Origin of the sequence: Pararhodobacter sp. (assembly GCF_034676075.1) — a bacterium.
Classification (GTDB): Bacteria; Pseudomonadota; Alphaproteobacteria; order Rhodobacterales; family Rhodobacteraceae; genus Pararhodobacter.
In genome coordinates this window covers 1-20676 of sequence record NZ_JAUCCQ010000004.1, presented here as the reverse complement: position 1 = coordinate 20676, position 20676 = coordinate 1, and the positions used below count along the sequence as shown (strand labels likewise).

25 protein-coding genes are annotated in these 20676 nt (G+C 68.6%); 15 read left to right on the top strand and 10 right to left on the bottom strand.

Going from position 1 to position 20676, the window contains the following annotated elements; genetic code table 11:
• Positions 1–9 precede the first annotated feature (9 nt).
• Positions 10–1374, top strand: a complete 1365-nt coding sequence (locus VDQ18_RS02895; RefSeq protein WP_323019512.1) for a phosphomannomutase — start codon at positions 10–12, stop codon at positions 1372–1374.
• Positions 1375–1380: 6 nt separating this feature from the next.
• On the opposite strand, the gene VDQ18_RS02890 is transcribed toward VDQ18_RS02895, so the two are convergent.
• Both VDQ18_RS02890 and VDQ18_RS02885 read right to left on the bottom strand, forming a co-directional pair.
• Positions 1381–1686 (bottom strand): hypothetical protein, encoded by a 306-nt coding sequence (locus VDQ18_RS02890; RefSeq protein WP_323019511.1) that lies wholly within the window; start codon positions 1684–1686, stop codon positions 1381–1383.
• A gap of 1 nt (position 1687) precedes the next feature.
• Complete coding sequence (locus tag VDQ18_RS02885; protein ID WP_323019510.1) at positions 1688–4162, bottom strand: DUF2793 domain-containing protein; 2475 nt, start codon at positions 4160–4162, stop codon at positions 1688–1690.
• Positions 4163–4338: 176 nt separating this feature from the next.
• Between VDQ18_RS02885 and VDQ18_RS02880 the strand changes: the two genes are divergently transcribed.
• The 4 genes from VDQ18_RS02880 to acpS all read left to right on the top strand — a co-directional run bounded on the left by VDQ18_RS02880 (position 4339) and on the right by acpS (position 6582).
• Positions 4339–4926: a hypothetical protein gene (locus VDQ18_RS02880; RefSeq protein WP_323019509.1), complete on the top strand. Its 588-nt coding sequence runs from the start codon at positions 4339–4341 to the stop codon at positions 4924–4926.
• 70 nt (positions 4927–4996) lie between these two features.
• Positions 4997–5620, top strand: a complete 624-nt coding sequence (locus VDQ18_RS02875) for a LysE family translocator (protein WP_323019508.1) — start codon at positions 4997–4999, stop codon at positions 5618–5620.
• Between the two features lie 77 nt (positions 5621–5697).
• Positions 5698–6156 (top strand): hypothetical protein, encoded by a 459-nt coding sequence (locus VDQ18_RS02870; protein ID WP_323019507.1) that lies wholly within the window; start codon positions 5698–5700, stop codon positions 6154–6156.
• A gap of 24 nt (positions 6157–6180) precedes the next feature.
• A complete protein-coding gene (gene acpS / locus VDQ18_RS02865) occupies positions 6181–6582 on the top strand; it encodes a holo-ACP synthase (protein ID WP_323019506.1) in 402 nt (133 codons plus the stop codon).
• 4 nt (positions 6583–6586) lie between these two features.
• Here the strand turns inward: acpS and VDQ18_RS02860 are convergent, their stop codons facing one another.
• The 7 genes from VDQ18_RS02860 to folK form a co-directional block, all read right to left on the bottom strand.
• Positions 6587–7075, bottom strand: a complete 489-nt coding sequence (locus VDQ18_RS02860; RefSeq protein WP_323019505.1) for an NUDIX domain-containing protein — start codon at positions 7073–7075, stop codon at positions 6587–6589.
• Positions 7072–8976 carry a nucleoside-diphosphate sugar epimerase/dehydratase gene (locus VDQ18_RS02855; RefSeq protein WP_323019504.1) on the bottom strand — a complete coding sequence of 635 codons (1905 nt, stop codon included), beginning with the start codon at positions 8974–8976 and terminating at the stop codon, positions 7072–7074. Before VDQ18_RS02855 ends, VDQ18_RS02860 begins: the two co-directional genes overlap by 4 nt.
• A 357-nt stretch (positions 8977–9333) precedes the next feature.
• Positions 9334–10080, bottom strand: a complete 747-nt coding sequence (locus VDQ18_RS02850) for a pyridoxine 5'-phosphate synthase (protein WP_323019503.1) — start codon at positions 10078–10080, stop codon at positions 9334–9336.
• A complete protein-coding gene (locus VDQ18_RS02845) occupies positions 10077–10724 on the bottom strand; it encodes a DUF2062 domain-containing protein (RefSeq protein WP_107753784.1) in 648 nt (215 codons plus the stop codon). Before VDQ18_RS02845 ends, VDQ18_RS02850 begins: the two co-directional genes overlap by 4 nt.
• 30 nt (positions 10725–10754) lie before the next feature.
• Positions 10755–12917: a bifunctional (p)ppGpp synthetase/guanosine-3',5'-bis(diphosphate) 3'-pyrophosphohydrolase gene (locus VDQ18_RS02840; protein ID WP_323019598.1), complete on the bottom strand. Its 2163-nt coding sequence runs from the start codon at positions 12915–12917 to the stop codon at positions 10755–10757.
• Between the two features lie 23 nt (positions 12918–12940).
• Positions 12941–13297 carry a DNA-directed RNA polymerase subunit omega gene (gene rpoZ / locus VDQ18_RS02835; protein ID WP_107753816.1) on the bottom strand — a complete coding sequence of 119 codons (357 nt, stop codon included), beginning with the start codon at positions 13295–13297 and terminating at the stop codon, positions 12941–12943.
• Positions 13298–13396: 99 nt separating this feature from the next.
• Positions 13397–13981 (bottom strand): 2-amino-4-hydroxy-6-hydroxymethyldihydropteridine diphosphokinase, encoded by a 585-nt coding sequence (gene folK / locus VDQ18_RS02830; RefSeq protein WP_323019502.1) that lies wholly within the window; start codon positions 13979–13981, stop codon positions 13397–13399.
• Between the two features lie 112 nt (positions 13982–14093).
• Here folK and VDQ18_RS02825 point away from each other — a divergent pair, with 112 nt between their 5' ends.
• Complete coding sequence (locus VDQ18_RS02825) at positions 14094–14678, top strand: NYN domain-containing protein (RefSeq protein ID WP_107753782.1); 585 nt, start codon at positions 14094–14096, stop codon at positions 14676–14678.
• Positions 14679–14741: 63 nt separating this feature from the next.
• Positions 14742–15134, top strand: a complete 393-nt coding sequence (locus VDQ18_RS02820; protein ID WP_323019501.1) for a YqaA family protein — start codon at positions 14742–14744, stop codon at positions 15132–15134.
• Here the strand turns inward: VDQ18_RS02820 and VDQ18_RS02815 are convergent.
• Positions 15115–15684, bottom strand: a complete 570-nt coding sequence (locus tag VDQ18_RS02815; protein WP_323019500.1) for a TetR/AcrR family transcriptional regulator — start codon at positions 15682–15684, stop codon at positions 15115–15117. The two genes, VDQ18_RS02820 and VDQ18_RS02815, sit on opposite strands and share 20 nt — an antisense overlap.
• A gap of 83 nt (positions 15685–15767) precedes the next feature.
• On the opposite strand from VDQ18_RS02815, the gene VDQ18_RS02810 reads away from it, so the two are divergent.
• The 8 genes from VDQ18_RS02810 to trxC all read left to right on the top strand — a co-directional run bounded on the left by VDQ18_RS02810 (position 15768) and on the right by trxC (position 20512).
• Positions 15768–16163, top strand: a complete 396-nt coding sequence (locus VDQ18_RS02810; RefSeq protein WP_323019499.1) for a hypothetical protein — start codon at positions 15768–15770, stop codon at positions 16161–16163.
• The gene (locus tag VDQ18_RS02805; RefSeq protein ID WP_323019498.1) at positions 16160–16714 is read left to right on the top strand and encodes a hypothetical protein; all 555 of its coding nucleotides are present in this window, start codon (positions 16160–16162) and stop codon (positions 16712–16714) included. The genes VDQ18_RS02810 and VDQ18_RS02805 overlap by 4 nt, the downstream gene beginning before the upstream one ends.
• Positions 16715–16774: 60 nt before the next feature.
• Positions 16775–17725 carry a 4-hydroxy-3-methylbut-2-enyl diphosphate reductase gene (gene ispH / locus VDQ18_RS02800; protein ID WP_323019497.1) on the top strand — a complete coding sequence of 317 codons (951 nt, stop codon included), beginning with the start codon at positions 16775–16777 and terminating at the stop codon, positions 17723–17725.
• Entirely contained in the window at positions 17722–18333 is a 612-nt protein-coding gene (locus tag VDQ18_RS02795; RefSeq protein WP_323019496.1) for a LysE family translocator, read from the top strand. The genes ispH and VDQ18_RS02795 overlap by 4 nt, the downstream gene beginning before the upstream one ends.
• Positions 18330–18914 carry a class I SAM-dependent methyltransferase gene (locus VDQ18_RS02790; protein ID WP_323019495.1) on the top strand — a complete coding sequence of 195 codons (585 nt, stop codon included), beginning with the start codon at positions 18330–18332 and terminating at the stop codon, positions 18912–18914. The genes VDQ18_RS02795 and VDQ18_RS02790 overlap by 4 nt, the downstream gene beginning before the upstream one ends.
• Complete coding sequence (gene rnhA / locus VDQ18_RS02785; protein ID WP_323019494.1) at positions 18907–19359, top strand: ribonuclease HI; 453 nt, start codon at positions 18907–18909, stop codon at positions 19357–19359. Before VDQ18_RS02790 ends, rnhA begins: the two co-directional genes overlap by 8 nt.
• Positions 19356–19985, top strand: coding sequence for a trimeric intracellular cation channel family protein (locus VDQ18_RS02780; RefSeq protein WP_323019493.1), 630 nt, complete (start codon positions 19356–19358; stop codon positions 19983–19985). Before rnhA ends, VDQ18_RS02780 begins: the two co-directional genes overlap by 4 nt.
• Before the next feature lie 80 nt (positions 19986–20065).
• Complete coding sequence (gene trxC, locus VDQ18_RS02775; protein ID WP_323019492.1) at positions 20066–20512, top strand: thioredoxin TrxC; 447 nt, start codon at positions 20066–20068, stop codon at positions 20510–20512.
• Positions 20513–20676 lie beyond the last annotated feature (164 nt).

Below are 20676 nucleotides of genomic sequence, written 5' to 3'. Positions count from 1 at the left end.
GGGCAGCCCATGCCGATGACCTGTTTCAAGGCCTATGACATCCGCGGCAAGCTGGGCGAGGATCTGGACGAGGGCATCGCCCGCGTCATCGGCCGCGCCTTTGCCGAAGCCTTGGGCGCGCGCCGGGTGGTGCTGGGCCGCGACATCCGCGCCTCGTCCGAAAGCCTGGCGGCGGCGGTGGCCGAGGGGCTGGTGGCGCAGGGGGTGGAGGTTCTGGACCTCGGCCTGTCCGGCACCGAAGAGATGTATTTCGCCACCAGCCATTTCGCGGCGGATGGCGGGATCTGCGTGACCGCCTCGCATAATCCGATGGATTACAACGGCATGAAGATGGTGAAGGCGGGGTCAGCCCCGCTCGACCCCGCAACCGACCTCGCCCGGGTCAAGGCGCTGGCCGAAAACGGCGCCTTCTCCCCGGCCCCGCAGCCCGGCCGGATCATCCCGGCCGAGGGCGCCCGCGACGCCTATGTCGCGCGGGTGCTGTCCTTCGTCGATATCCCGGCGCTCAGGCCGTTGAAACTGCTGGTCAACGCAGGAAACGGCGCCGCCGGCCCGACCTTCGACGCGATCATGACCGCGCTCGCGGCCAAGGGCGCGCCCCTCACCATCCAACGGATGCATCACCAGCCGGACGGCCGTTTCCCCAACGGCATCCCGAACCCGCTGCTCGACGAAAACCAGCCCGCCACCGCCGAAGCCGTCCGCGCTTGGGGCGCCGATCTGGGCATCGCCTGGGACGGCGATTTCGACCGCTGCTTCTTCTTCGATGCCGAGGGGCGCTTCGTCCCCGGCGAATATGTCGTGGGCCTGCTGGCCGAGGCTTTCCTCGCCAAGGAACCCGGCGCGAAGATCGTCCACGACCCCCGCGTCGTCTGGAACACGCTCGATGTGGTCAGCGCCGCCGGGGGACAGGCGATCCAGTCCCGCACGGGCCACGCCTTCATCAAACAGGCGATGCGCGAGACCGGCGCCGTCTATGGCGGCGAGATGTCGGCGCATCATTATTTCCGCGATTTCGTCGCCTGCGACAGCGGCATGATCCCCTGGCTGCTGGTGGTGGAACTGATGGGCCGCCGCGGCCGGACGCTGGCGCAGATGATCGACGCCCGCCGCGCCGCCTTCCCCTCGTCCGGCGAGATCAACTTCCGCGTCGCGGATACCGCCGCCGCCATCGCCCGGGTCGAGGCCGCCTTCGCCCCTGACGCCCTGTCACGCGATGACACCGACGGGCTGTCGCTGGCCTTCGCCGATTGGCGGCTGAACCTCAGGGCGTCCAACACCGAGCCGCTCCTGCGCCTCAATGTCGAGGCGCGGGCGAACCCGGATCTGGTCACCACCCGCGTCGACCAGATCCGCGCGCTGCTCACGGCCTGAGCCCGCTCAGACCCGCCATTGCAGGATGTCGACCCGTGCCGCCGCGGCCGGGGCCACGGCGAAGACCACCTTGTGGGTGACGCCCTCGACGCTGACGACATAGGCGTCGCCCGGCCCCTGCCGCTGCATGACGCCATCCTTCCAGACCACGCCCGGCTGATGGCCCGCCTTGCAGGCGAAGGTCTTGTTGGTGCCGTCCCCGACATAGGCCAGCGCGGTGGGCTGGGTCGCCCCGATCCGCTGCTCGAGACCGGCAATCCGCGCCAGAAGGTCGCGCAGGTTCAGGGCGGGTTTTTCGATACGGACGGTCATGTCATTGCTCCGCGATCATGCCGCCCGCCGCGCTGAGGGCGGTGGTGACGGCGGTGGTGGTGTTGGCGATGCGGCGCAGGCCCTGGAAATCGCTGCGGCCCGCGCTGGTGCCGACGTGCAGGAGCCCCGTCTCGGGGTCCTCGGCCAGCGCCGTCACCACGTCCGAGGCGCCATGGAGCGTGCCCTGCGCGCCGGGCAGGAACAGCGCCTTCTCGTCCTCGTGGATCTTGCGGATCTGCTCGGCCGAGGGCGCGGTCGCGCCGATCCGCCAGAGCGCGAGCGTGCCCGCGGTGAACGGATCCGCGCCGTTGACGGTGACGCCCAGCCGCATCACCGCGCTGGCGTTGCTCAGGTTCGCCGCATCCGCGGCCGACAGGTGCAGCCGCCCGTTCAGATAGAGCTGCGCCACGCCGTCCTTGCGCAGATAGGCGACATGCCCCCAGATCCCGGTGTTCATCGGCAGCGTGCCGGTCAGGGTCGCGCCACTGGAACTCGCGGTGAGCGCGCCGCCCGCGGTCGAGATCCGCAGCCGCGCCCCCGCCAGCCCGCTATCCTGCCGGGCGAAGACGCATTGCCCGGCGGTCCCGGTGAAGCGCAGCCAGCCCATGACGCAGAAATCGCCGGTCCCGAAGTCGAGCCCCGCGGTATAGGCCTGCTCCAGGTAATTGGCCGCCGACCAGCCGCCATAGCCGACCAGACCCGCCCCGCTCGCCACCGCTGTCCGGGTGATCGTGCCGGTCACGGTGAGGGGCATCGCATTGGCCGAACGGTCGGCCTCGGTCCCCCCGACCAGCGGCGCGGTGCTGGTGCTGGCAAGCCAGGCGCCCCTCACCGCGCCCGGCAGCCAGCCGGTGGTGTAGTCGCTGGTGATCCGGCAGTGGAGGTTGGTCTGGGGGCTCACCGCCCGCGCGCTGTTGGCGGACAGGAAGAGCCCGCCGCCGCCGCCCATGGCGACCTCCTGCCGGATCGGGGCCAGCGCCCTGGTGTCATGGAACGATCCGACCGGCCATTGGCTGGAGCCGGACCAGCCCAGATTGTTGTACTGGAAGGTATTGGGCGTGACCCCCGCCTGATCGGAGGCCGGAAGGGCGAAGCCGTAGACCGCCTCGGGCGCGCCGGTGTCGAAGACGGCGTAAACAATGCTGCCGCCGAAGGCGATCTTGGTCGCCACCGAGGTGGCGATGTCCACGACACTCCCGTCGTGCTTGATCACCGAGACCCCGCCCGCCGTCGCCACGGCAATCGTCGGCACGGGCAGGCCGGTGGTCGGATCGACCGGCGCATCGGGCAGGACGGTCATGGCGATGTCGTTGGCGACGGCGTTGATCATTCCCGGCGCACCATAGTCGCCCGGGAAGAGGGTCACGAAGCCGGTGAGGTCTGCCGGCCAGGACCCCAGGCCCGACGTACTCCGCTTCGATCCGGCGGTGAAATAGATCCGCGCACCATCGGCTGCGAAATCGAGGATGGCGCAGGCGATCGACGACCCCGAGTTGTTGCCGAACACGAGGCTGCCGTTCTGCATCGCGATGCACGACACCGCCCCAACCAGATACGAGAGCGTGAAGACCTTCCACATCGGCAGCGCGGGGTCGTCGCCGTCGTAGATGGTGACCTTCCCGGCCTCGGCGACGATCACCGCCACCGCCGGAAACTCCCGCCGGGCGCCGCGGGTGGCGGTGTTCAGGGTCTCGTTCCACCAGCTGGTGTGCTGGCAGCGCCGGCGCCAGACCCCGCCGTCGCTGTCGCGGCTGGTGTCATAGACCAGCACATCCACCGCCGTCACAGCCTTGCTCGCCGCCAGCGCCGCCAGGTCGAGCCGCGCCAGCGGCGCCAGCGCCAGTGCCACCGTGCCGGTGCCCGCCTCGATGCTCAGCGCCTCGTGCCAGGTGCTGCCATCGGCGCTGACCTTGATGTGGAAATCGTCGTCGCCCGCCAGCCCCATCTCGGCCCGGCCCGACCAATCGTCCTGAAACAGCAGCGACGCCGTGTCACCCGCCGCGGCCTTGTTGACCTTCAGCTGATGCCCGGCCCCCTCGTGGGTCAGCAGGGTATTGGCCGAGGCCACCGCCAGCCGGTTCAACCCGTCCGAGGTGGTGTTCACCCCGACCCCCGGCAGGTTCTGCAGCACCGGCCCCTCGGGCGCCACCCAGGCGCTGCCGGTCCACAGGCGCAGCACATCGGTGCCCGCCTGCGTCGCCATCCAGCCCGGCCGAGGGGTGACGAAGTGCCAATAGCCGTCGGCCAGCAGCGCCAGCTCGCCGTCATGGCCCAGCCAGTCGCCACTGGCGCCGAGGCCCAGGGCATAGACCTCGCCCTCCTGCGGCAGCGCGGGCGGAATCGTCTGGTCGAAGGCGACGAGGGTCAGCTGCGTCACCATGTCGAGGATCCGCAGCGCCTCGTTATGGGTCACGTGCTTCTGGGCTTGCGCGGATTGGAGATAGGGCAGGTCAAGCCGGGGCGAATGGTCGGACATCGGGGCTCCTCGCGATTTGCCCCGGAGTGATAGCCACGCCGCCCTTAACGACCGCGAAGCCCCAGCGCGCCGCGTTCACCTTCTGTCAACGCCCGGCCCTGCGCCACCCCTCGACAAAATCCCGGTTCCGGTGATCATGGCGAGGGCCCGGGCGATCCCCGGAGGAGGGCTGCGCGATGATGACCGGGTCGGAACTGTCGCTGGTGCTGATCCTGATCCTGCTGGTGCGGACGGTGCTGATCGCCTCGCCCTGGCCCGCCGCCCTGCTGGTCGCGGCCAGCGCCGCCGAGGCCGGGCTGGCCAGGGGGCTGGCCGCTGCCGCCGGGGTGGTCCTGGCGGTGCTGGGCTGGGTCCTGCTGGGCTGGTCGGGATTGGCGGCGGGCGCCTTGGGCGGCCCCTGGCTGACCGCGCTTTCGGCGCTGGTGCTGCTGGGGCTGGCCGGGTGGGCGGCGCGGGTCGCGCTGGGCCGGGCGCCGCAGGGACCGGGATCGGCGGCCGCGGCCATGGGCCTCGCCGCGCTCCTGCATGGCACGCAGCCCGGCGTCGCCCTGCGCTGGGCCAGCGAGCCGGGGCAGATCGCCGATCTGGGCTGGAGCGCGCTGCCCGGGCTGGCGCTGGTCGCCGTCCTTTACGCCGCGCTCGCCTTCAGCCTGTCGCGCCCCCGCCCCCGCGCCGCCTATGCCCGCCATGCCCGGGTGCTGCAGAGCGCGCTGGCCGGGCTTTACCTGCTTGGTGCCCTGATCGCCCTTCTCAACCTGGCCTGAGCGCCACTTGCCGCTTGCGCCGCGCCCGCGGCCCGATACTCTCAGCCCCGACCCACCCCCGGAGCCTGCCATGCCGCTGTCCGACCTGATCCCGATCCTCGTCGCCTGGGTGATCGCCATTTCCTCGCCCGGTCCCGCCACGCTGGCCATCACCGGCACGGCAATGGGCGCCGGACGCGCGCGCGGACTGGCGGTGGCGCTGGGCGTCGTCGCGGGCTCGGCCTGCTGGGCGCTGGTCGCGGGCATGGGGCTGGGCGCGGCGATGATGAGCCACGCCTGGGCGCTGGAGGCGCTGCGCTACGCGGGGGCAGGCTATCTGGCGTTCCTGGCGTGGAAATCGGCCCGCTCGGCGCTTCGCCCCGGTGCCGCCGCAGCCCGCGACGCGGGGGCGGAGAGCCTGCGCCACGCCTGGGCCCGCGGTGCGCTCATCCACCTGACCAACCCCAAGGCGGTGCTGTTCTGGGGCGCGGTCTTTGCCGTGGCGGTGCCGCCCGGTGCGCCCGCGTCGGTCCTCTGGCAGGTGGGGCTTTCGTGCCTCGCCACCTCGGTCCTGACCTTCACCACCATGGCGCTCGCCTTTTCCGCCCGCCCCGTCGCGCGGGCCTATCTGCGGGCGCGGCGCTGGTTCGACGCCGCCTTCGCGGTGCTCTTCGGCTTTGCGGCCTTCAAGATCCTGACCGCCCGGCTCACCTGACCTCACGTCTTCGCGCGGGGCGTTGCCCGGGGCGGTCGCATCGGGGATGATACGGGCTTTCAGACCCGGAGATTGCCATGAAACCCGTTTTCGCCGCCGCCCTCTCGCTCCTCGCCACCCCGGCCATGGCGCAGGTCATCACCGATTGCGACTGGATCGGCAATCCGGGCAATATCGTCGAACCCTGGGAGCAGAACTCGCGCACCTTCGCCAATGGCGCCATCCGTGTGGCCTGGCTCGATACCGGGGGCGAGCCCGCCTGTTGTTCCTCGCATCTGCTGATCCTGTCGCCCAATGGCGACGGCAGCGCAGAGCCGATCTTCCGCCAGTGCCGAGTCGCCTCGGCCTCGACGGGGATGGGGTTCTACGGGCTCGACATCCAGCGCATCACCGCCGATTACGACCCGGCGCGCGGGCTGCTCTTGTCGTTGCCGGTGTTTCACTGGCATCAGGGCGTCGAGAACGGCGCGCCGCCGATCGAGGAGCGGATGGAAATCCGCATCAATCAGGCGACCGGCGCGGTGACGGCGGAATGAGGACGGCGACGTGAGGAACGGGGCGTGATTCTGGGCATCGGGACCGATCTGGCCAATATCGACCGGATCCAGGGCACGCTCGACCGCTTCGGCGACCGCTTCCGGCGGCGGGTCTTCACCGATCTGGAACTGGCCAAGGCCGCCCGCCGCAAGGACGAGGCCGGGACGCTGGCCAAACGCTGGGCCGCGAAAGAGGCCTGCTCCAAAGCGCTGGGCACCGGCCTTGCCATGGGCATCTCGTGGAAGGACATGGGCGTGGTGAATCGCCGCGGCGGGCAGCCGACCATGGTGCTGACCGGCTGGGCGGCCGAGAGGCTGGCGACGATGACCCCGCCCGGACACGAGGCCGTCGTGCATGTCTCGCTGACCGATGACCACCCCTGGGCGCAGGCCTTCGTGGTGATCGAGGCCCGCCCGCTGGCCTGAGCGCCTACCAGCAGGCGCTTTGCGCCAGACCCTCGACAATCTCGCGCATGCGGCGCTCGGTGCCGGGATCGGTGTCCTGCGGCAGATCGTCGAGGCCGAAATAGCCGATCTCGGCGATCTCGACGCTGGCGGGCTTGCCGGGAGCCCGGCCGCTGACCTCGCACAGATAGGCCAGCACATGGTCGCGTTTGCTGACCTTGCCGTTGTAGAAGACGCCGTGCAGCACCGGACGGCCGACCAGTTCCAGATCCGTCTCCTGCAGCAATTCCCGCCGCAGGGCGGTCTCGGTCGTCTGGCCCTTTTCGACCCCGCCGCCGGGGAAATGCCAGCCGGGGGTATAGGTGTGGCGCACCAGCAGGAACTTCCCGTCCGCCGACCGCACCATGGCCCGGACGCCGATCGTAAGGCTTCGGCGCATCAGGAAATAGCTGTGCAACAGACGGCTGAACAGGGCGCGACCGAACCCGCCCTGTCGGTCTTCGGCATGGATCATGGCCGCGGGCTCGGCTGGATCAGGGCCTCGGAGCCCTGCTCGGCGCCCCACAGCCGGTCCGAGACGTCGGTGTTGAGCGGCGCATATTCCAGCGGCAATTCGTGCAGCATGGCCAGGATCGTCGGCAGGTCGAACGCCTCGCAGGCCTTGAACAGCCGGTCCAGCGCCTCGGAAAGGGCCGCGCGCGGCAGGGCGACTTCCGAGGCGGTCATGATCCGCGGATGCGTGGTCGGCGCCGGATTGTTGCCGATCAACAGCTCTTCATACAGCTTCTCGCCCTTGCGCAGCCCGGTCACGCAGATCGGGATATCGCCCTTTTCCGACAGGAACTGATCGGGGTGATCGACCAGATAGGGGGTCAGGCCGTGCAGCTTCACCATGCTGAAGGCAAGGTCGATGATCTTCACCGGCTCGCCCATGTCCAGCACGAAGACATCGCCCCCCTGCCCCAGCGCACCCGCCTGAATGACCAGCTGCGCGGCTTCGGGGATGGTCATGAAATAGCGGTTGATGTCCTTGTGGGTGACCGTGACCGGCCCGCCGCTTTCGATCTGGGCGCGAAAGCGCGGGATCACCGAGCCCGAGGACCCCAGCACATTGCCGAAGCGGACCATGGAGAAGACCGTGCCCGAGGGCTCCTGCGCCTCGGCCTGGCAGATCAGCTCGGCGATGCGTTTGGTGGCGCCCATCACATTGGTCGGCCGCACCGCCTTGTCGGTCGAGATCAGGATGAAATTCTCGACCCCGCATTTCTTGGCGGCGGCGGTGATGGCGAGCGTGCCGAAGACATTGTTGCGGATGCCCTCGACCACGTTCTCCTCGACCAGCGGCACATGCTTGTAGGCGGCGGCGTGATAGATGGTCTGGACCTTGAACGCCTTGATCGCCATCTCCAGCCGGCGGCTGTGCTGGACCGAGCCCAGGATCGGCTCGATCCGCGTCTGGTAGCCCAGCCGCTTCGAGGTTTCCGTCAATTCGCCCTCGATGGCATAGAGCGCGAATTCCGACATCTCATAGAGCACCAGCACCGTGGGCCGCTGGCTCAGGATCTGGCGGCAGAGTTCGCTGCCGATCGATCCCCCCGCGCCCGAAACCATCACCACCCGTCCGGTGATGTTGCGGCTCAGAAGCTCGGGATCGGGGGCCACGGGGTCGCGCCCCAGCAGATCCTCGGCCGAAACCGTCCGCAATTCCGAGATCTTGGCCTTGCCGCTGATGATGTCCGACATGCCGGGGATCGTCTTGATCTCCAGCTGCAGGTCTTCCAGCGCGCCGACGATCTCGCGGCGACGCACGCGTCCCATGCTGGGGATGGCCAGAAGCACGACCTGCGCGCCGGTTTCCTTCATCAGCGCCGGGATCTGGTCCGAGGGAAAGACCTTGAACCCGCCGACCGTCATGTTCTGGATGCTGGGATCATCGTCGACCAGCGCGACCGGCGCGTATTCGCGCCCGTGAAAAAGGGCGTTCAGCGTTTGAAGACCGGCTTCACCGGCGCCGTAGATGATCACCGGCCGCTTGTTCAGCGTCCGCGGGCTGCGGAAATAGGTCCGGGCCAGAAAACGCGAGCCGCCTACCGAAAAGAAGACGAACATCAGCATGATCACCGGGACGGATCGGGGAATGCCCGCGCCGAAGACCAGATTGGCCAGCGCCAGCGCCAGCGCCGAGCCAACGGCGCCCTTGCCGACCGTCACCAGGATCTTGCCGGTGATGAACCTGACCAGCGAACGGTAAAGCCCCAGCCAGCGGAAGGCCAGCAACGTCGCGATCACCGCCACAAGGAGCGAAAGCCAGACCGCAGGCCGGGCCAGAAAGAAGAGGCTCTCCAATCGGAGAAACATCGCCATGATGAACGAGGCGGCGATGAGCGCCCCGTCCCACAGAAGCTGAAGGGCCACTTTTGCACGCCGGTCCAGGGCAGCCAGCGTCTTAACGTATGTGGGCGTCAATCGATGTTCCAATATGTTACGAGCGATCCCTTCGCCGTACGTGCCGAACGAAGCGACCACAGGTTAGCAACCCCAGGCGAAAGAGCTGCCGTTCAGAGACAATACCTCGAACGGACACTGGGCCGGGCGACCGCGAATGCCGGACAATCGGCGCGGCTCGCCCGGTGCGCTCGCGCCAGGTACCGCCCTGATCCATACTGCACGACAAGGCTCAATGCCAGTCTCGCAACCGCAGCGAGAGGCCTCTTCGGCCCCGGAGCGCCGATGGCTGCAGAGCGCGCCGGGCGACGCCCGGACAGGCGGGGCTCAGCCCCGCGCCGCGTCCATCAGCCGCCGCATTTCGCGGATCGCCGGATCGAGGCCCAGGAACACCGCCTCGGAAATCAGGAAATGGCCGATGTTCAGCTCGCGGATTTCCGCCGTCGCCGCGAAGGGCGAGACGGTGGCGAAGCTCAGCCCGTGGCCCGCGTGGACCTCCAGCCCCAGCGAGGCCGCGAACCGCGCGCCCTTCATCAGCGCCGCCAGTTCCAGCGCCGCATCCTCGGCCCGGCCCTCGGCCACCAGATCGCAATAGGCGCCGGTGTGCAGCTCGATCACCGGGGCGCGGACCTGCACCGCCGCCTCGATCTGCCGGGGATCATGGCCGATGAACAGGGACACCCGGCACCCGGCCTCGGACAGGGGCGCGATGAAATCGGCCAGACGCCCGATATCGCCGGCGACATCGAGCCCGCCCTCGGTCGTGCGCTCCTCGCGCTTTTCCGGCACGAGGCAGACGGCATGCGGCCGGTGGCGCAGCGCGATGGCCTGCATCTCGGCCGTGGCCGCCATCTCGAAATTGAGGGGCACGCGCAAGGCCGCCATCAGCGCCTCGATATCGGCGTCGCGGATGTGGCGGCGGTCTTCGCGCAGATGCGCGGTGATGCCATCCGCCCCGGCCTCTTCGGCCAGAAGCGCGGCCCGCACCGGGTCGGGATAGGCCGAGCCGCGCGCGTTGCGCAGCGTCGCCACATGGTCGATGTTCACACCCAGACGCAGGGGGGCCTTGCTCATGTCTCGTCTCCGGCTTCGAGCGCCCGCTGGCGCTGCCGCGCGGCCTCGAACCGCGCCTTCAACCGCTTGGCACGGCTGCGCTGATAGGCGCGCACCAAGGGCAGATGCACGAAATACGCAGCCACCGCAAAGGGCAAGCCCAGAAGCAGCCCACCCACCATATAGGGCAGGTAGACGTTGGAATAGAACCCGATCAGCCGGTCCCATTGCGCCGTCTCGCCGGTGAAGACGCTGACGAGGTTGTGCATCAGCTCGCTGCCCGCGCGCCCGACGACGCCGACGATCCGCGTGACCGAGACCCGCACCTCGGTCCCCAGAAGCCAGCTGCCCAGCTCCATCCCCCCCGCCGCCATCAGCGGGAAGGTCAGCGGGTTGCCATAGAAGGTGCCCAGCAGCGCCGCCAGGATATTGCCGCGAAAGATCCAGGCGACCAGCGCCGCGGTCAGGAAATGCAGCCCATAGAGCGGCAGGAACGAGACATAGAGCCCGGCGGCGATGCCGATGCAGATCCGCTCGGGACTGTCGGGCAAGCGCCGCATCCGGTGCAGCACATAGGTCGCAGCCCGACGCCAGCCGCCGCGGGGCCAGAAGAACTCGCCAATGGCCCGCAACAGCGGTCTGGGATTTCGGCGCTTGAAGATCACGCGCGGCGGTCCGTGTTCAGGGGGCCCCGGTCAGGGCTTCAGGCTAAGGTCGCGAATCCTGGTGACCTGGGCCACGTCGGTTTCGGCCGAAAGGACGGTCAGGATACGGTGCAAGTGCTCGGCATCCGATACCTCGATTTCTACCGCAATGAGGAAAAAGTCGGGCTTGGGGTCCTTGAACACCAGATTCGAGATATTGGCCCCCTGCTCGCCGATCAGCGTGCAGCAGCGCCCCAACACCCCCGCGCTGTTCGAGATCGTCATCTCCAGCGTGACCTTGTTGACCGCCGCGTGCTTGCCCTCCAGCCAGCGCAGATCCACCCAGCGCTCGGGCTGGTTGTCCAGATCGGCCAGCACCGGGCAATCAATGGCATGGGCAAAGACGCCCCGCCCGCGATAGGTGATGCCGACCATCCGCTCGCCCGGCAAAGGCTGGCAGCAGCTGGCGCGGCGGAAGGGGATGTCCTTGTCCAGACCCATCACCGGGTGGCTCGCATCCACCTCCACCTCGGCCATGGTCGAGGTCTCGGGGTAAAGCTGCGCCACCACGGCCCGCGCGCTGATCTCCTCGGAGCCGATGCGCGCCAGCAGATCGTTCGCGCCCTTCAGCCTGAGGGTCTTTGCTGCCGTATCCAGCGCCTTGTCGGTCACCCGGCGGCCCACCTTGTCGAAGGCCACGCGGCACAGCTCGCGCCCCAGCCGCACGAACCGCTCGCGGTCTTCCTCGCGCAGGGACCGCCGGATCGCGGCCTTGGCCCGGCCGGTGTGGACCAGCTCGATCCACATGGTCTGCGGGCGCTGGCCGTCGGCGGTGATGATCTCCACCTGCTGACCGTTGCGCAGCCGGGTCCAGAGCGGCACGCGCAGGCCGTCGACCTTGGCCGAGACGGTGGCATTGCCGATCCGGGTATGGATCGCATAGGCGAAATCGAGCGGCGTCGCGCCCTTGGGGAGCTGGATCACGTCACCCTTGGGCGTGAAGCAGAACACCTGATCGGCGTACATCTCCAGCTTGACGTGTTCCAGGAACTCGTCGTGATCCTCGTCCTTGTCGACATCCAGCCGCTGCGTCAGGCTCTCGATCCACTTGGCCGGGTCGATGGCGAAGGGGTTCACCGCCCGCATCCCGTCCTTGTAGGACCAATGCGCGGCGACACCGGCCTCGGCGACCTCGTGCATCTCGCGCGTGCGGATCTGCACCTCGACCCGCTTGCCGTCACGGCCCGAGACCGTGGTGTGGATCGAGCGGTAGCCGTTCGATTTCGGCTGGCTGATGTAATCCTTGAACCGCCCCGGCACGGCCCGCCAGCGCTGATGGATTAGGCCAAGCGCCTGATAACATTCCGATACGTCATCGACGATGATGCGGAAGCCGTAGATGTCGGAAAGGCGGCTGAACGCCAGATCCTTCTCCTGCATCTTGCGCCAGACCGAATAGGGCTTCTTGGCCCGGCCATAGACGGTGCCGTCCAGATTGGCCTTTTCCAGCTCGAAGCGGATATCGGCGGTGATCCGGGCGATCACGTCGCCCGATTCGCGCTGCAGCGTGATGAAGCGGCGCAGGATCGAATTGCGGGCTTCCGGGTTGATGACGCGGAAGGCCAGATCCTCCAGCTCCTCGCGCATCCATTGCATGCCCATCCGGCCGGCCAGCGGCGCGAAGATCTCCATCGTCTCGCGCGCCTTCTGCAGCTGCTTGTCGGGACGCATCGAGCGGATGGTCCGCATGTTGTGCAGCCGGTCGGCCAGCTTGACCAGGATCACCCGCAAGTCGCGGGACATGGCCATCAGCAGCTTGCGGAAATTCTCGGCCTGCTTGGCCTCGGCCGAGGCGCGGCGCCCCTCGCCGCTGGAGGGGTCGGCGGCTGACAATTGCAGATTGGTCAGCTTGGTCACGCCATCGACCAGCTCGGCCACGTCATGGCCGAACATCCGCTCGACCTCGGCATAGGTCGAGCGCGTGTCTTCGATCGTGTCGTGCAACAGCGCGGTGACGATGGTCGCATCGTCGAGCCGCATCTCGGTCAGGATCGAGGCGACCGCGACCGGATGCGTGAAATAGGGCTCGCCGGAATGGCGCATCTGCCCGGCATGCATGGATTCGCCGTACTCCCAGGCACGGCGGATCAGCGCTTCGTCACAGCTCGGGTTGTAGTTGCGGACCAGCGCAACCAGGTCATCGGGCGTGATCAACATCGGACCCTGCCCGAGCCATCTCAGTCTTGCTCGATCTGCGCCGCGACAAGTTGCCGCAGCATCTGCTCCTCGGTCAGATCGTCAAGCTGCGGACGGTCCGCCTGGTTGCCCATGCGCATCGCCATGTCGTCGTCTTCGGGCATGTCGACTTCGTTCTGGGTACGCATCGATTCGATCAGCCGCTCGCGCAGCTGGTCGGCACCCTGGGTCTCGTCGGCGATCTCGCGCAGGGCGACCACCGGGTCCTTGTCGTTGTCGCGATCAATGCTGATCGGCGAACCAGCCCCGATCTCGCGCGCACGATGGGCGGCCAGGATCACCAGCTCGAACCGGTTCGGAACCTTGTCAACGCAATCTTCGACCGTCACGCGGGCCATCAAGCACTCCATCTGCATGGGAGGGGTCAGCCTTTGGCATGTAACGGCATTTGCCGGGCTTGACAAGCGCAGCCCGGCCCGTTTCGGCCACCCTGACCCTCAAATCGGCCTGATCGCAGCGATTTCCGCCGGATCGAGCGCCGCCAGCATCGCCCGAACGCTCTGTCCGGTCAAGGGATGGACCCAGTCCGGCGCCACATCCGCCAGCGGCACCAGGACGAATCCGCGCTCGTGCATCCTGGGGTGCGGCAGGATCAGCCGGTCGGGCGCGCGGCGCATCTGCTCGTCCAGCGGCAGCGCCATCCAGTCGCGCAGCGCTGCCTCGTCGGGCAGCACCCGCTCGCCCGAAGCCAGCAGGTCGAGGTCGATCACCCGCTGCCCCCAGCGCTCGCGCCGGACCCGGCCCATCGAGGCCTCGACCCGGTGCAGGATGGCCAGAACGTCCTCGGGCGGCAGCGGACTCTCTACAACCAGAGCGGCATTGACGAAATCCGGGCCCGCCCCTGCGGGGAATGCCGGGGTAGAAAACAGCCGGCTCAGACGCCGGGTCGCCAAACCTTCTGCCTTGATCTCGGCGACAGCTTGCTTAAGTAGCTCGGCATTGGAGTGTTCCCGCTCCGTCGCGTTGCTGCCGAGCGCCACGAGGTGCAGGTTGCTGTGGACGGTGCGCGTAATTTTGTCCAATCTGGTTCCGGTCGCATATGGTCGCCCGCCAGACCGTGACTCCACCCAGGGGCGGCAGGCCAATCGTGGCGACGCTTATTTCAATGACGCTGCGATTTTGAAAGGAATTGCGATGTTTTACAAGGATGAGCGGCTTGCCCTCTTCATCGACGGGGCGAACCTCTTCGCTGCGGGCAAGGCGCTCGGCTTCGACATCGACTACAAGCTGCTCCGGCAGGAGTTCATGCGCCGCGGCAAGCTGCTGCGCGCCTTCTACTACACCGCGCTGCTGGAGAATGACGATTATTCGCCGATTCGCCCGCTGATCGACTGGCTGAACTACAACGGCTACACGATGGTGACGAAGCCGGCCAAGGAATACACCGATTCCATGGGCCGCCGGAAAGTGAAGGGCAACATGGACATCGAGCTGACGGTCAACGCGATGGAAATCGCGCACCGGCTCGACCACGCCGTGCTCTTCTCGGGCGATGGCGACTTCCGCCCGCTGGTCGAATCGCTGCAGCGCCAGGGCGTGCGGGTTTCGGTCGTCTCGACCATCCGCTCGCAGCCGCCGATGATCGCCGATGAACTGCGCCGTCAGGCCGACAATTTCATCGAGCTCGACGAACTCCGCGACGTGATCGGCCGCCCGCCGCGCGAACCTCGCCCGGCGCGCGAGGATGTCACCGCCGACGAAGCCAATACGCAGGGCTGATCGCTGCTCGCCACGGTTTCCGCCCTCTCGGGCCTGTTTGCCGCGGCCTTCATCGCGGCAACCGTGCTGCCCTTTCAGTCCGAACTGATTTTCGCCGCCCTGCAGGTGGCGGAGGCGGCGCCGGTGTGGCTGCTGATTGTCGTGGCCTCGGTCGGCAACACTCTGGGCGCCTTCGTCAATTACTGGCTGGGCTGGAAGCTGGAGACGGCGGGCGGCCACCGCTGGTTGAAGATCCCCGAGGACAAATTCGCCAAGGCCCGCGGCTGGTGGGACCGCTGGGGCGTCTGGACGCTGCTGCTGTCCTGGCTGCCGATCGGAGACCTGACGACGGTGCTGGCCGGGGCCATGCGCACACCGCTGTGGCTGTTCACCCTCTTCGTCGGCGCCGCCAAGACCGCACGCTATATCGTGCTGGCGGGCATCACCGCCGGGCTGTTCACCGGCCTGACGGGCTGAGCAGCGCCGCGGTCAGCACCGCCAGATCCCCGGCCAGCTGCGCCCGGTCCCTGATCCCCTGATGCACGGCGCCGGTATAGGCCATGAGGATCAGCCGCGCCGCCTGCCCCGCCCGGGCGGCCTCCAGTCCCATCCCCGCCAGCAATCCCTCCAGATAGGCGGCCCGTGCGCGGTCGGCCTGCGCCTGCGCCTGCGCCGCCTCGAGATCGGTCCGTGCCCAGTCACGAATCGCCGCCTCGGTCGACAATCCGCCATAGGGCTCCGCCAGATCGCCCGTCGCCAGCTCCATCAGCCGGGTGAGGCGCAGGGCGGGATCACTGCCCCCCGCCTCCGCCAGAGCCACGATCCGCGCTGTCGCCTGATCCAGCCAATGCGCCAGCATCCGCGCCTTCAGATCCGGCAGGTCCTTGAAGTGCCAATAGAAGCTGCCCTTGGACACGCCCAGATCGCGGGCAATCGCCTCGGCCCGGACAGCGGCGATCCCCCCCTGCCCCAGACGGCGAAAGGCGGCGGCGATCCAGTCTTCGGGGGTCATGCGGTCACGGCTCATGGCAGCACCATACGGCAGCGTATTGACTCGGGCAAGCCGAGGCGCCATCCATACGCCACCGTATGCTTGTCCCGGAGTCGCCGATGCCCGCCCGCCCCTCGCCCCGCCTGATGACCGCCGCCGCGCTGCTGGGCTTGACCGCGGCCGTTCATGTCCTCATGGGGGCGCCCGAAGTCTACGACCCGCTTCGCGCCGCGACCGAGGCCCCGGTGCTGCGCCTTTACCTCGCGCTGCTCTGGCATTTCGTGACCGCTTTCTTCGTGCTGGGCGCGCTGGCGGTCGGCTGGGCCGCCTTCGCCCCCCGGGCCCGGCGCCAGACGGCGGTGGCCGTGGCCTTGCTGCTGCAGGCCATGGGCGCGCTTTTCGCGGGTTTCGGGCTGGCCGTGCTGGGCGAGCTTTGGACCGCGCCGCAATGGCTGATAGCGCTGGTCATCGGCACCTTGCTCCTCTGGCCGCCCCGCGCGGAGGAACCGGCATGACCCTCCGCCGCCTCCACCGCCTGAACGCCGTCGCATTGGGCCTCTTCCTCGCCCTGCACCTGACCAACCACGCCGCCCTTCTGGCCGGACAGGCTGCCCATGCCGGGGTGATGGCCGCCTTGCGCCCCCTCTACCGCAATCCGCTGGTCGAACCGGCGCTCATCGCCCTCTTCGCCGCGCAGATCGTCCTCGGCCTGACCCTCGCCTGGCGCCGGGGCAGGCCCGGCAGCGGCTGGGCAGGGGCGCAACTCGCCTCGGGCCTCTATCTCGCGGTCTTCCTGATGCAACACATCCCCGCCGTGCTGCTCGCCCGCCCCGCGACCGATACCGACATCGCCTTCGCCGCCGCCACGGTCGAGAGCCTGCCGAAAGCCCTCTATTTCGCGCCCTATTACCTGCTGGCCGTCACCGCGCTCGCCACCCATCTCGCCGCCGCGCTCCGCTTCGCCCGCTGGCCCGCGCCACCCGGCGTTTGGGCCCGGACCCTGCCCGGGATCGGTGCTGCTTTCGGCCTTGTGATCCTTGCCGGGCTGTGGGGCGCCTTCGGCTGAGCCAAGGCGCTGGACCTCGCCCGCCCCAACGCTTACCTCTGGTCCGAACCGGAGTGACGCATGACCAAGCCCCCCCTGACCCTCTATCTCGCCGCGCCGCGCGGCTTCTGCGCCGGCGTCGACCGCGCGATCAAGATCGTCGAGTTGGCGCTGACCAAATGGGGCGCCCCGGTCTATGTCCGCCACGAGATCGTCCACAACAAATACGTCGTCGACAGCCTGCGGGCCCAAGGCGCCGTGTTTGTCGAAGAGCTGGACGAATGCCCCGATGACCGCCCGGTCATCTTCTCGGCCCATGGCGTGCCGAAATCCGTCCCTTCGGCGGCGCAGGCCCGCAACATGACCTTCGTCGATGCCACCTGCCCCCTGGTCTCCAAGGTCCATATCGAGGCCGAGCGCCACCACGAGGCCGGGCTGCAAATGGTCATGATCGGCCACGCCGGCCACCCCGAGACCGTCGGCACCATGGGCCAGCTGCCGGAGGGCGAAGTCCTGCTGGTCGAAACGGTCGAGGATGTGGCCACCATCACCCCCCGCGACCCCGCGAAACTGGCCTTCATCACCCAGACCACCCTCTCGGTCGATGACACGGCCGGCATCGTCGCCGCGCTGCAGGCCCGCTTCCCGGCGATCATCGGCCCGCACAAGGAAGACATCTGCTACGCCACCACCAACCGGCAGGCCGCGGTGAAACAGATCGCGCCCAAGATCGATGCGCTGCTGGTGATCGGCGCGCCCAACAGCTCCAATTCCAAGCGTCTGGTCGAAGTGGGCCGCGCCGCCGGCTGCGCCTATGCGCAACTGATCCAGCGCGCCGTGGACATCGACTGGCGCGCGCTTCAGGGCATAAGCGCCGTGGGCCTGACCGCCGGAGCCTCGGCCCCCGAGACCCTGGTCAACGAGGTGCTCGACGCCTTCGCCGCCCGCTACGACCTGACCACCGAAATCGTCGAAACCGCCGTGGAATCGGTCGAGTTCAAAGTGCCCCGCGTCCTGAGGATCCCCGCATGAGCCCCGAATTCCTGCTGACCGCCTTCATCGTCTGCCTCGCCCCCGGGGTCGGTGTGATCTACACGCTCTCGACCACGCTCGGCCGGGGCCTTGCCGCCGGGCTCTGGGCGGTGCTGGGCTGCACGCTGGCCACCATGCTGCACCTCGGCTTCGCCATGGCGGGGCTGGCGGCGGTGCTGCAGACCTCGGCCGTGCTGTTCACCACCATCAAATACGCGGGCGTCGCCTATCTGCTCTGGATGGCCTGGGGCACGCTCAGGGGCGCGGGCGCCCTGCAGATCACCCCGGACACCAGCCGCCACGGCGCCGCCACGCTGGTCCGCCGCGGGATCCTGCTGAACCTCTTCAACCCGAAACTGCCGATGTTCTTCGTGGCCTTCCTGCCGCAGTTCATCCCCGCCGGCAGCCCCGACGCTGCCGCCCTGCTGGTCGAACTCGGCCTCGGCTTCACCGCCATGACCGGGGGCACCTTCCTGCTCTACGCGCTGGCCGCGGGCTGGCTGCGCCACCGCATCCTCGAATCCGAACGCGCCATGACCTGGCTGCGCCGCGCCTTTGCCGCCTCCTTCGCCGCGCTGGGTGCCCGCCTCGCGCTCGAACGCGCGTGAGCGCCGATCCCGACACGCTCGCCGTCTACGCGGCCCGCGCGGCAGATTACGCGGCGATGGCCGAAGGGCTGGACGACCAGCCCCTCGCCGCCTTCCTCGCCCTGCTGCCGCCCGGCGCCCGGATCCTCGACCTCGGCTGCGGCCCGGGCGTGCAGGCGGCGCAGATGGCCGCGGCGGGTCATCACCCCGACCCGGTCGATGCCGCGCCCGAGATGGTGGCGCTGGCCAAGGCCCGGGGCCTGCCCGCCCGCCGCGCCGATTTCGACGCGCCCCTGCAAGGCCCCTATGACGCCGCCTGGGCCAGCTTCTCGCTTCTCCACGCACCCCGCGCCGACCTGCCCCGGCATCTGGCCGCGATCCATGCCGCGCTGAAACCCGGCGCCCCCTTGCATCTGGGCATGAAGCTGGGGCATGGCGAGGGCCGCGACGCCCTCGGGCGCTTCTATACCTATTACACGCGCGAGGACTTGCTCGACCTGCTCACCGCCGCCGGGTTCACCGTGACCCGCGCCGACGAACGGATCGAGACCGGCCTCTCCGGCCAGCCCGCGCCCGGCCTTCTGGTGACTGCCCATGCCTGACCTTTTCGCCTGGACCGACGGCGCCTGTTCCGGAAACCCCGGCCCCGGAGGCTGGGGCGTGCTGATGCGCGCCATGGAGGGCGCGACCGTGGTCAAGGAGCGCGAGCTGCAAGGCGGCGAGCCGCAGACCACCAACAACCGCATGGAGCTGATGGCCGCGATCAGCGCGCTGGAGGCGCTGACCCGGCCCACCACGCTGACCATCACCACCGACAGCGCCTATGTGAAGAACGGCGTGACCCAGTGGATCCACGGCTGGAAGCGCAACGGCTGGAAGACCGCCGACAAGAAGCCGGTCAAGAACGCCGAACTCTGGCAGCGGCTGGACGAGGCCCAGCGCCGCCATACGGTCACCTGGGCCTGGATCAAGGGCCACGCCGGCCATGCCGAGAACGAACGCGCCGACGAACTGGCCCGGGCGGGCATGGCGCCCTACAAGCCATGACGCTGCTTCAGGGCCTCGATTACCTCTCGGTCTTCATCTTCGCCCTGACCGGGGCGCTGGTCGCCAGCCGGGCACAGCTGGACCTCGTGGGCTTCCTGTTCATTGCCTCGCTGACCGCGGTCGGCGGCGGCACGGTGCGCGACGTGCTGCTGAACCGCGAGGCGGTGTTCTGGATCGCCAACCCCTGGTACATCGCCATCGCCTGCTGCGCGGCGGTGCTGGTCTTCTTCACCGCGCACCGGCTGGAGAACCGCCGCCGGGCCATCGACTGGCTGGATGCGGGCGCGCTGGCCGTGGCGGTGCCCGCCGGGGTCGGCGTGGCGCTCAGCCTCGGGCACGGGCCGGGCGTGGTGGTGATGATGGGCATGATGACCGGCGCCTTCGGCGGGCTCATGCGCGATGTGGTCTGCAACGAGGTTCCGCTGGTGCTGCGCCAAGGCGAACTCTACCTGACGGCGGCCTTCGCGGGGGCGGTGTCGGCGCTGCTGGTCCGCTGGGGGATCGGCCCGACGCCGGTGGCGCTGCTGGCCTGCGCCGCGGTGACCTTCCTGTTGCGCGCGGGCTCGATGCTCTTTGGCTGGAAACTGCCGGTCTACAAATCGCGCCCGCCCCGCAACAGGATTTGAGGCAATCGCATCTGACAGGCTTGACAGAGCGGGCGCCGCGCCCCATTTCGCATTCAAACCTCTGAATGCGAGTTGCTCCCATGTCGCAGAAGATCCGCCTCACCTGCCCCGAATGCGGCCAGGCCAACCAATTTCCCCAGGACAAGGCCGGGGCCGCGCCGAAATGCGGCATCTGCGGCCATGCGCTGAACGCGGGCAAGGTCTCGCCGGTCGATTTCCGCACGCTCGAGAAGATGGCGAAAACGGACGGCCTGCCGCTGCTCGTCGATTTCTGGGCCCCCTGGTGCGGCCCCTGCCGGGCCATGGCGCCTGAATTCGAGAAGGCGGCCAAGGCGCTGGCGCCGCATGTCCGGCTGGCCAAGATCGACACCCAATCGCATCCCGACGCGACGGTGCGCTACAACATCCGCGGCATCCCGGCCTTCATCCTCTTCGCCCAGGGGCGCGAGGTCGCCCGCCTCGCCGGCGCCCGTCCGGCCGCGGATGTGGTGCGCTTCGTTCAGGAAAAGCTCGCCCTGATCGCCTGAAGCGCGCGTGGGACTTTCCTAAGATTCCCTGAATCCGCTCCCACAAGCCCTTGGAATTGCTAGAACGCCGAAGCGTCCCACGCATGGGACACCCCTGTTCATCTTTGTTCTTCAAATATCCACGGGGATTTTCAAGGGGGGCGTGCCCCCCTTGAAGCAGGGGG

Excerpts from the sequence above, each read along its gene's own strand:
- VDQ18_RS02885 (WP_323019510.1), bottom strand. The coding sequence starts at position 4,162 with ATGTCCGACCATTCGCCCCGGCTTGACCTGCCCTATCTCCAATCCGCG.
- VDQ18_RS02825 (WP_107753782.1), top strand. The coding sequence starts at position 14,094 with ATGTTTTACAAGGATGAGCGGCTTGCCCTCTTCATCGACGGGGCGAAC.
- ispH (WP_323019497.1), top strand. The coding sequence starts at position 16,775 with ATGACCAAGCCCCCCCTGACCCTCTATCTCGCCGCGCCGCGCGGCTTC.
- VDQ18_RS02805 (WP_323019498.1), top strand. The coding sequence starts at position 16,160 with ATGACCCTCCGCCGCCTCCACCGCCTGAACGCCGTCGCATTGGGCCTC.
- VDQ18_RS02810 (WP_323019499.1), top strand. The coding sequence starts at position 15,768 with ATGCCCGCCCGCCCCTCGCCCCGCCTGATGACCGCCGCCGCGCTGCTG.
- VDQ18_RS02895 (WP_323019512.1), top strand. The coding sequence starts at position 10 with ATGCCGATGACCTGTTTCAAGGCCTATGACATCCGCGGCAAGCTGGGC.
- VDQ18_RS02780 (WP_323019493.1), top strand. The coding sequence starts at position 19,356 with ATGACGCTGCTTCAGGGCCTCGATTACCTCTCGGTCTTCATCTTCGCC.
- VDQ18_RS02860 (WP_323019505.1), bottom strand. The coding sequence starts at position 7,075 with ATGATCCATGCCGAAGACCGACAGGGCGGGTTCGGTCGCGCCCTGTTC.
- VDQ18_RS02890 (WP_323019511.1), bottom strand. The coding sequence starts at position 1,686 with ATGACCGTCCGTATCGAAAAACCCGCCCTGAACCTGCGCGACCTTCTG.
- rpoZ (WP_107753816.1), bottom strand. The coding sequence starts at position 13,297 with ATGGCCCGCGTGACGGTCGAAGATTGCGTTGACAAGGTTCCGAACCGG.
- VDQ18_RS02875 (WP_323019508.1), top strand. The coding sequence starts at position 4,997 with ATGCCGCTGTCCGACCTGATCCCGATCCTCGTCGCCTGGGTGATCGCC.
- trxC (WP_323019492.1), top strand. The coding sequence starts at position 20,066 with ATGTCGCAGAAGATCCGCCTCACCTGCCCCGAATGCGGCCAGGCCAAC.
- VDQ18_RS02795 (WP_323019496.1), top strand. The coding sequence starts at position 17,722 with ATGAGCCCCGAATTCCTGCTGACCGCCTTCATCGTCTGCCTCGCCCCC.
- VDQ18_RS02850 (WP_323019503.1), bottom strand. The coding sequence starts at position 10,080 with ATGAGCAAGGCCCCCCTGCGTCTGGGTGTGAACATCGACCATGTGGCG.
- VDQ18_RS02815 (WP_323019500.1), bottom strand. The coding sequence starts at position 15,684 with ATGAGCCGTGACCGCATGACCCCCGAAGACTGGATCGCCGCCGCCTTT.
- VDQ18_RS02880 (WP_323019509.1), top strand. The coding sequence starts at position 4,339 with ATGATGACCGGGTCGGAACTGTCGCTGGTGCTGATCCTGATCCTGCTG.
- VDQ18_RS02870 (WP_323019507.1), top strand. The coding sequence starts at position 5,698 with ATGAAACCCGTTTTCGCCGCCGCCCTCTCGCTCCTCGCCACCCCGGCC.
- rnhA (WP_323019494.1), top strand. The coding sequence starts at position 18,907 with ATGCCTGACCTTTTCGCCTGGACCGACGGCGCCTGTTCCGGAAACCCC.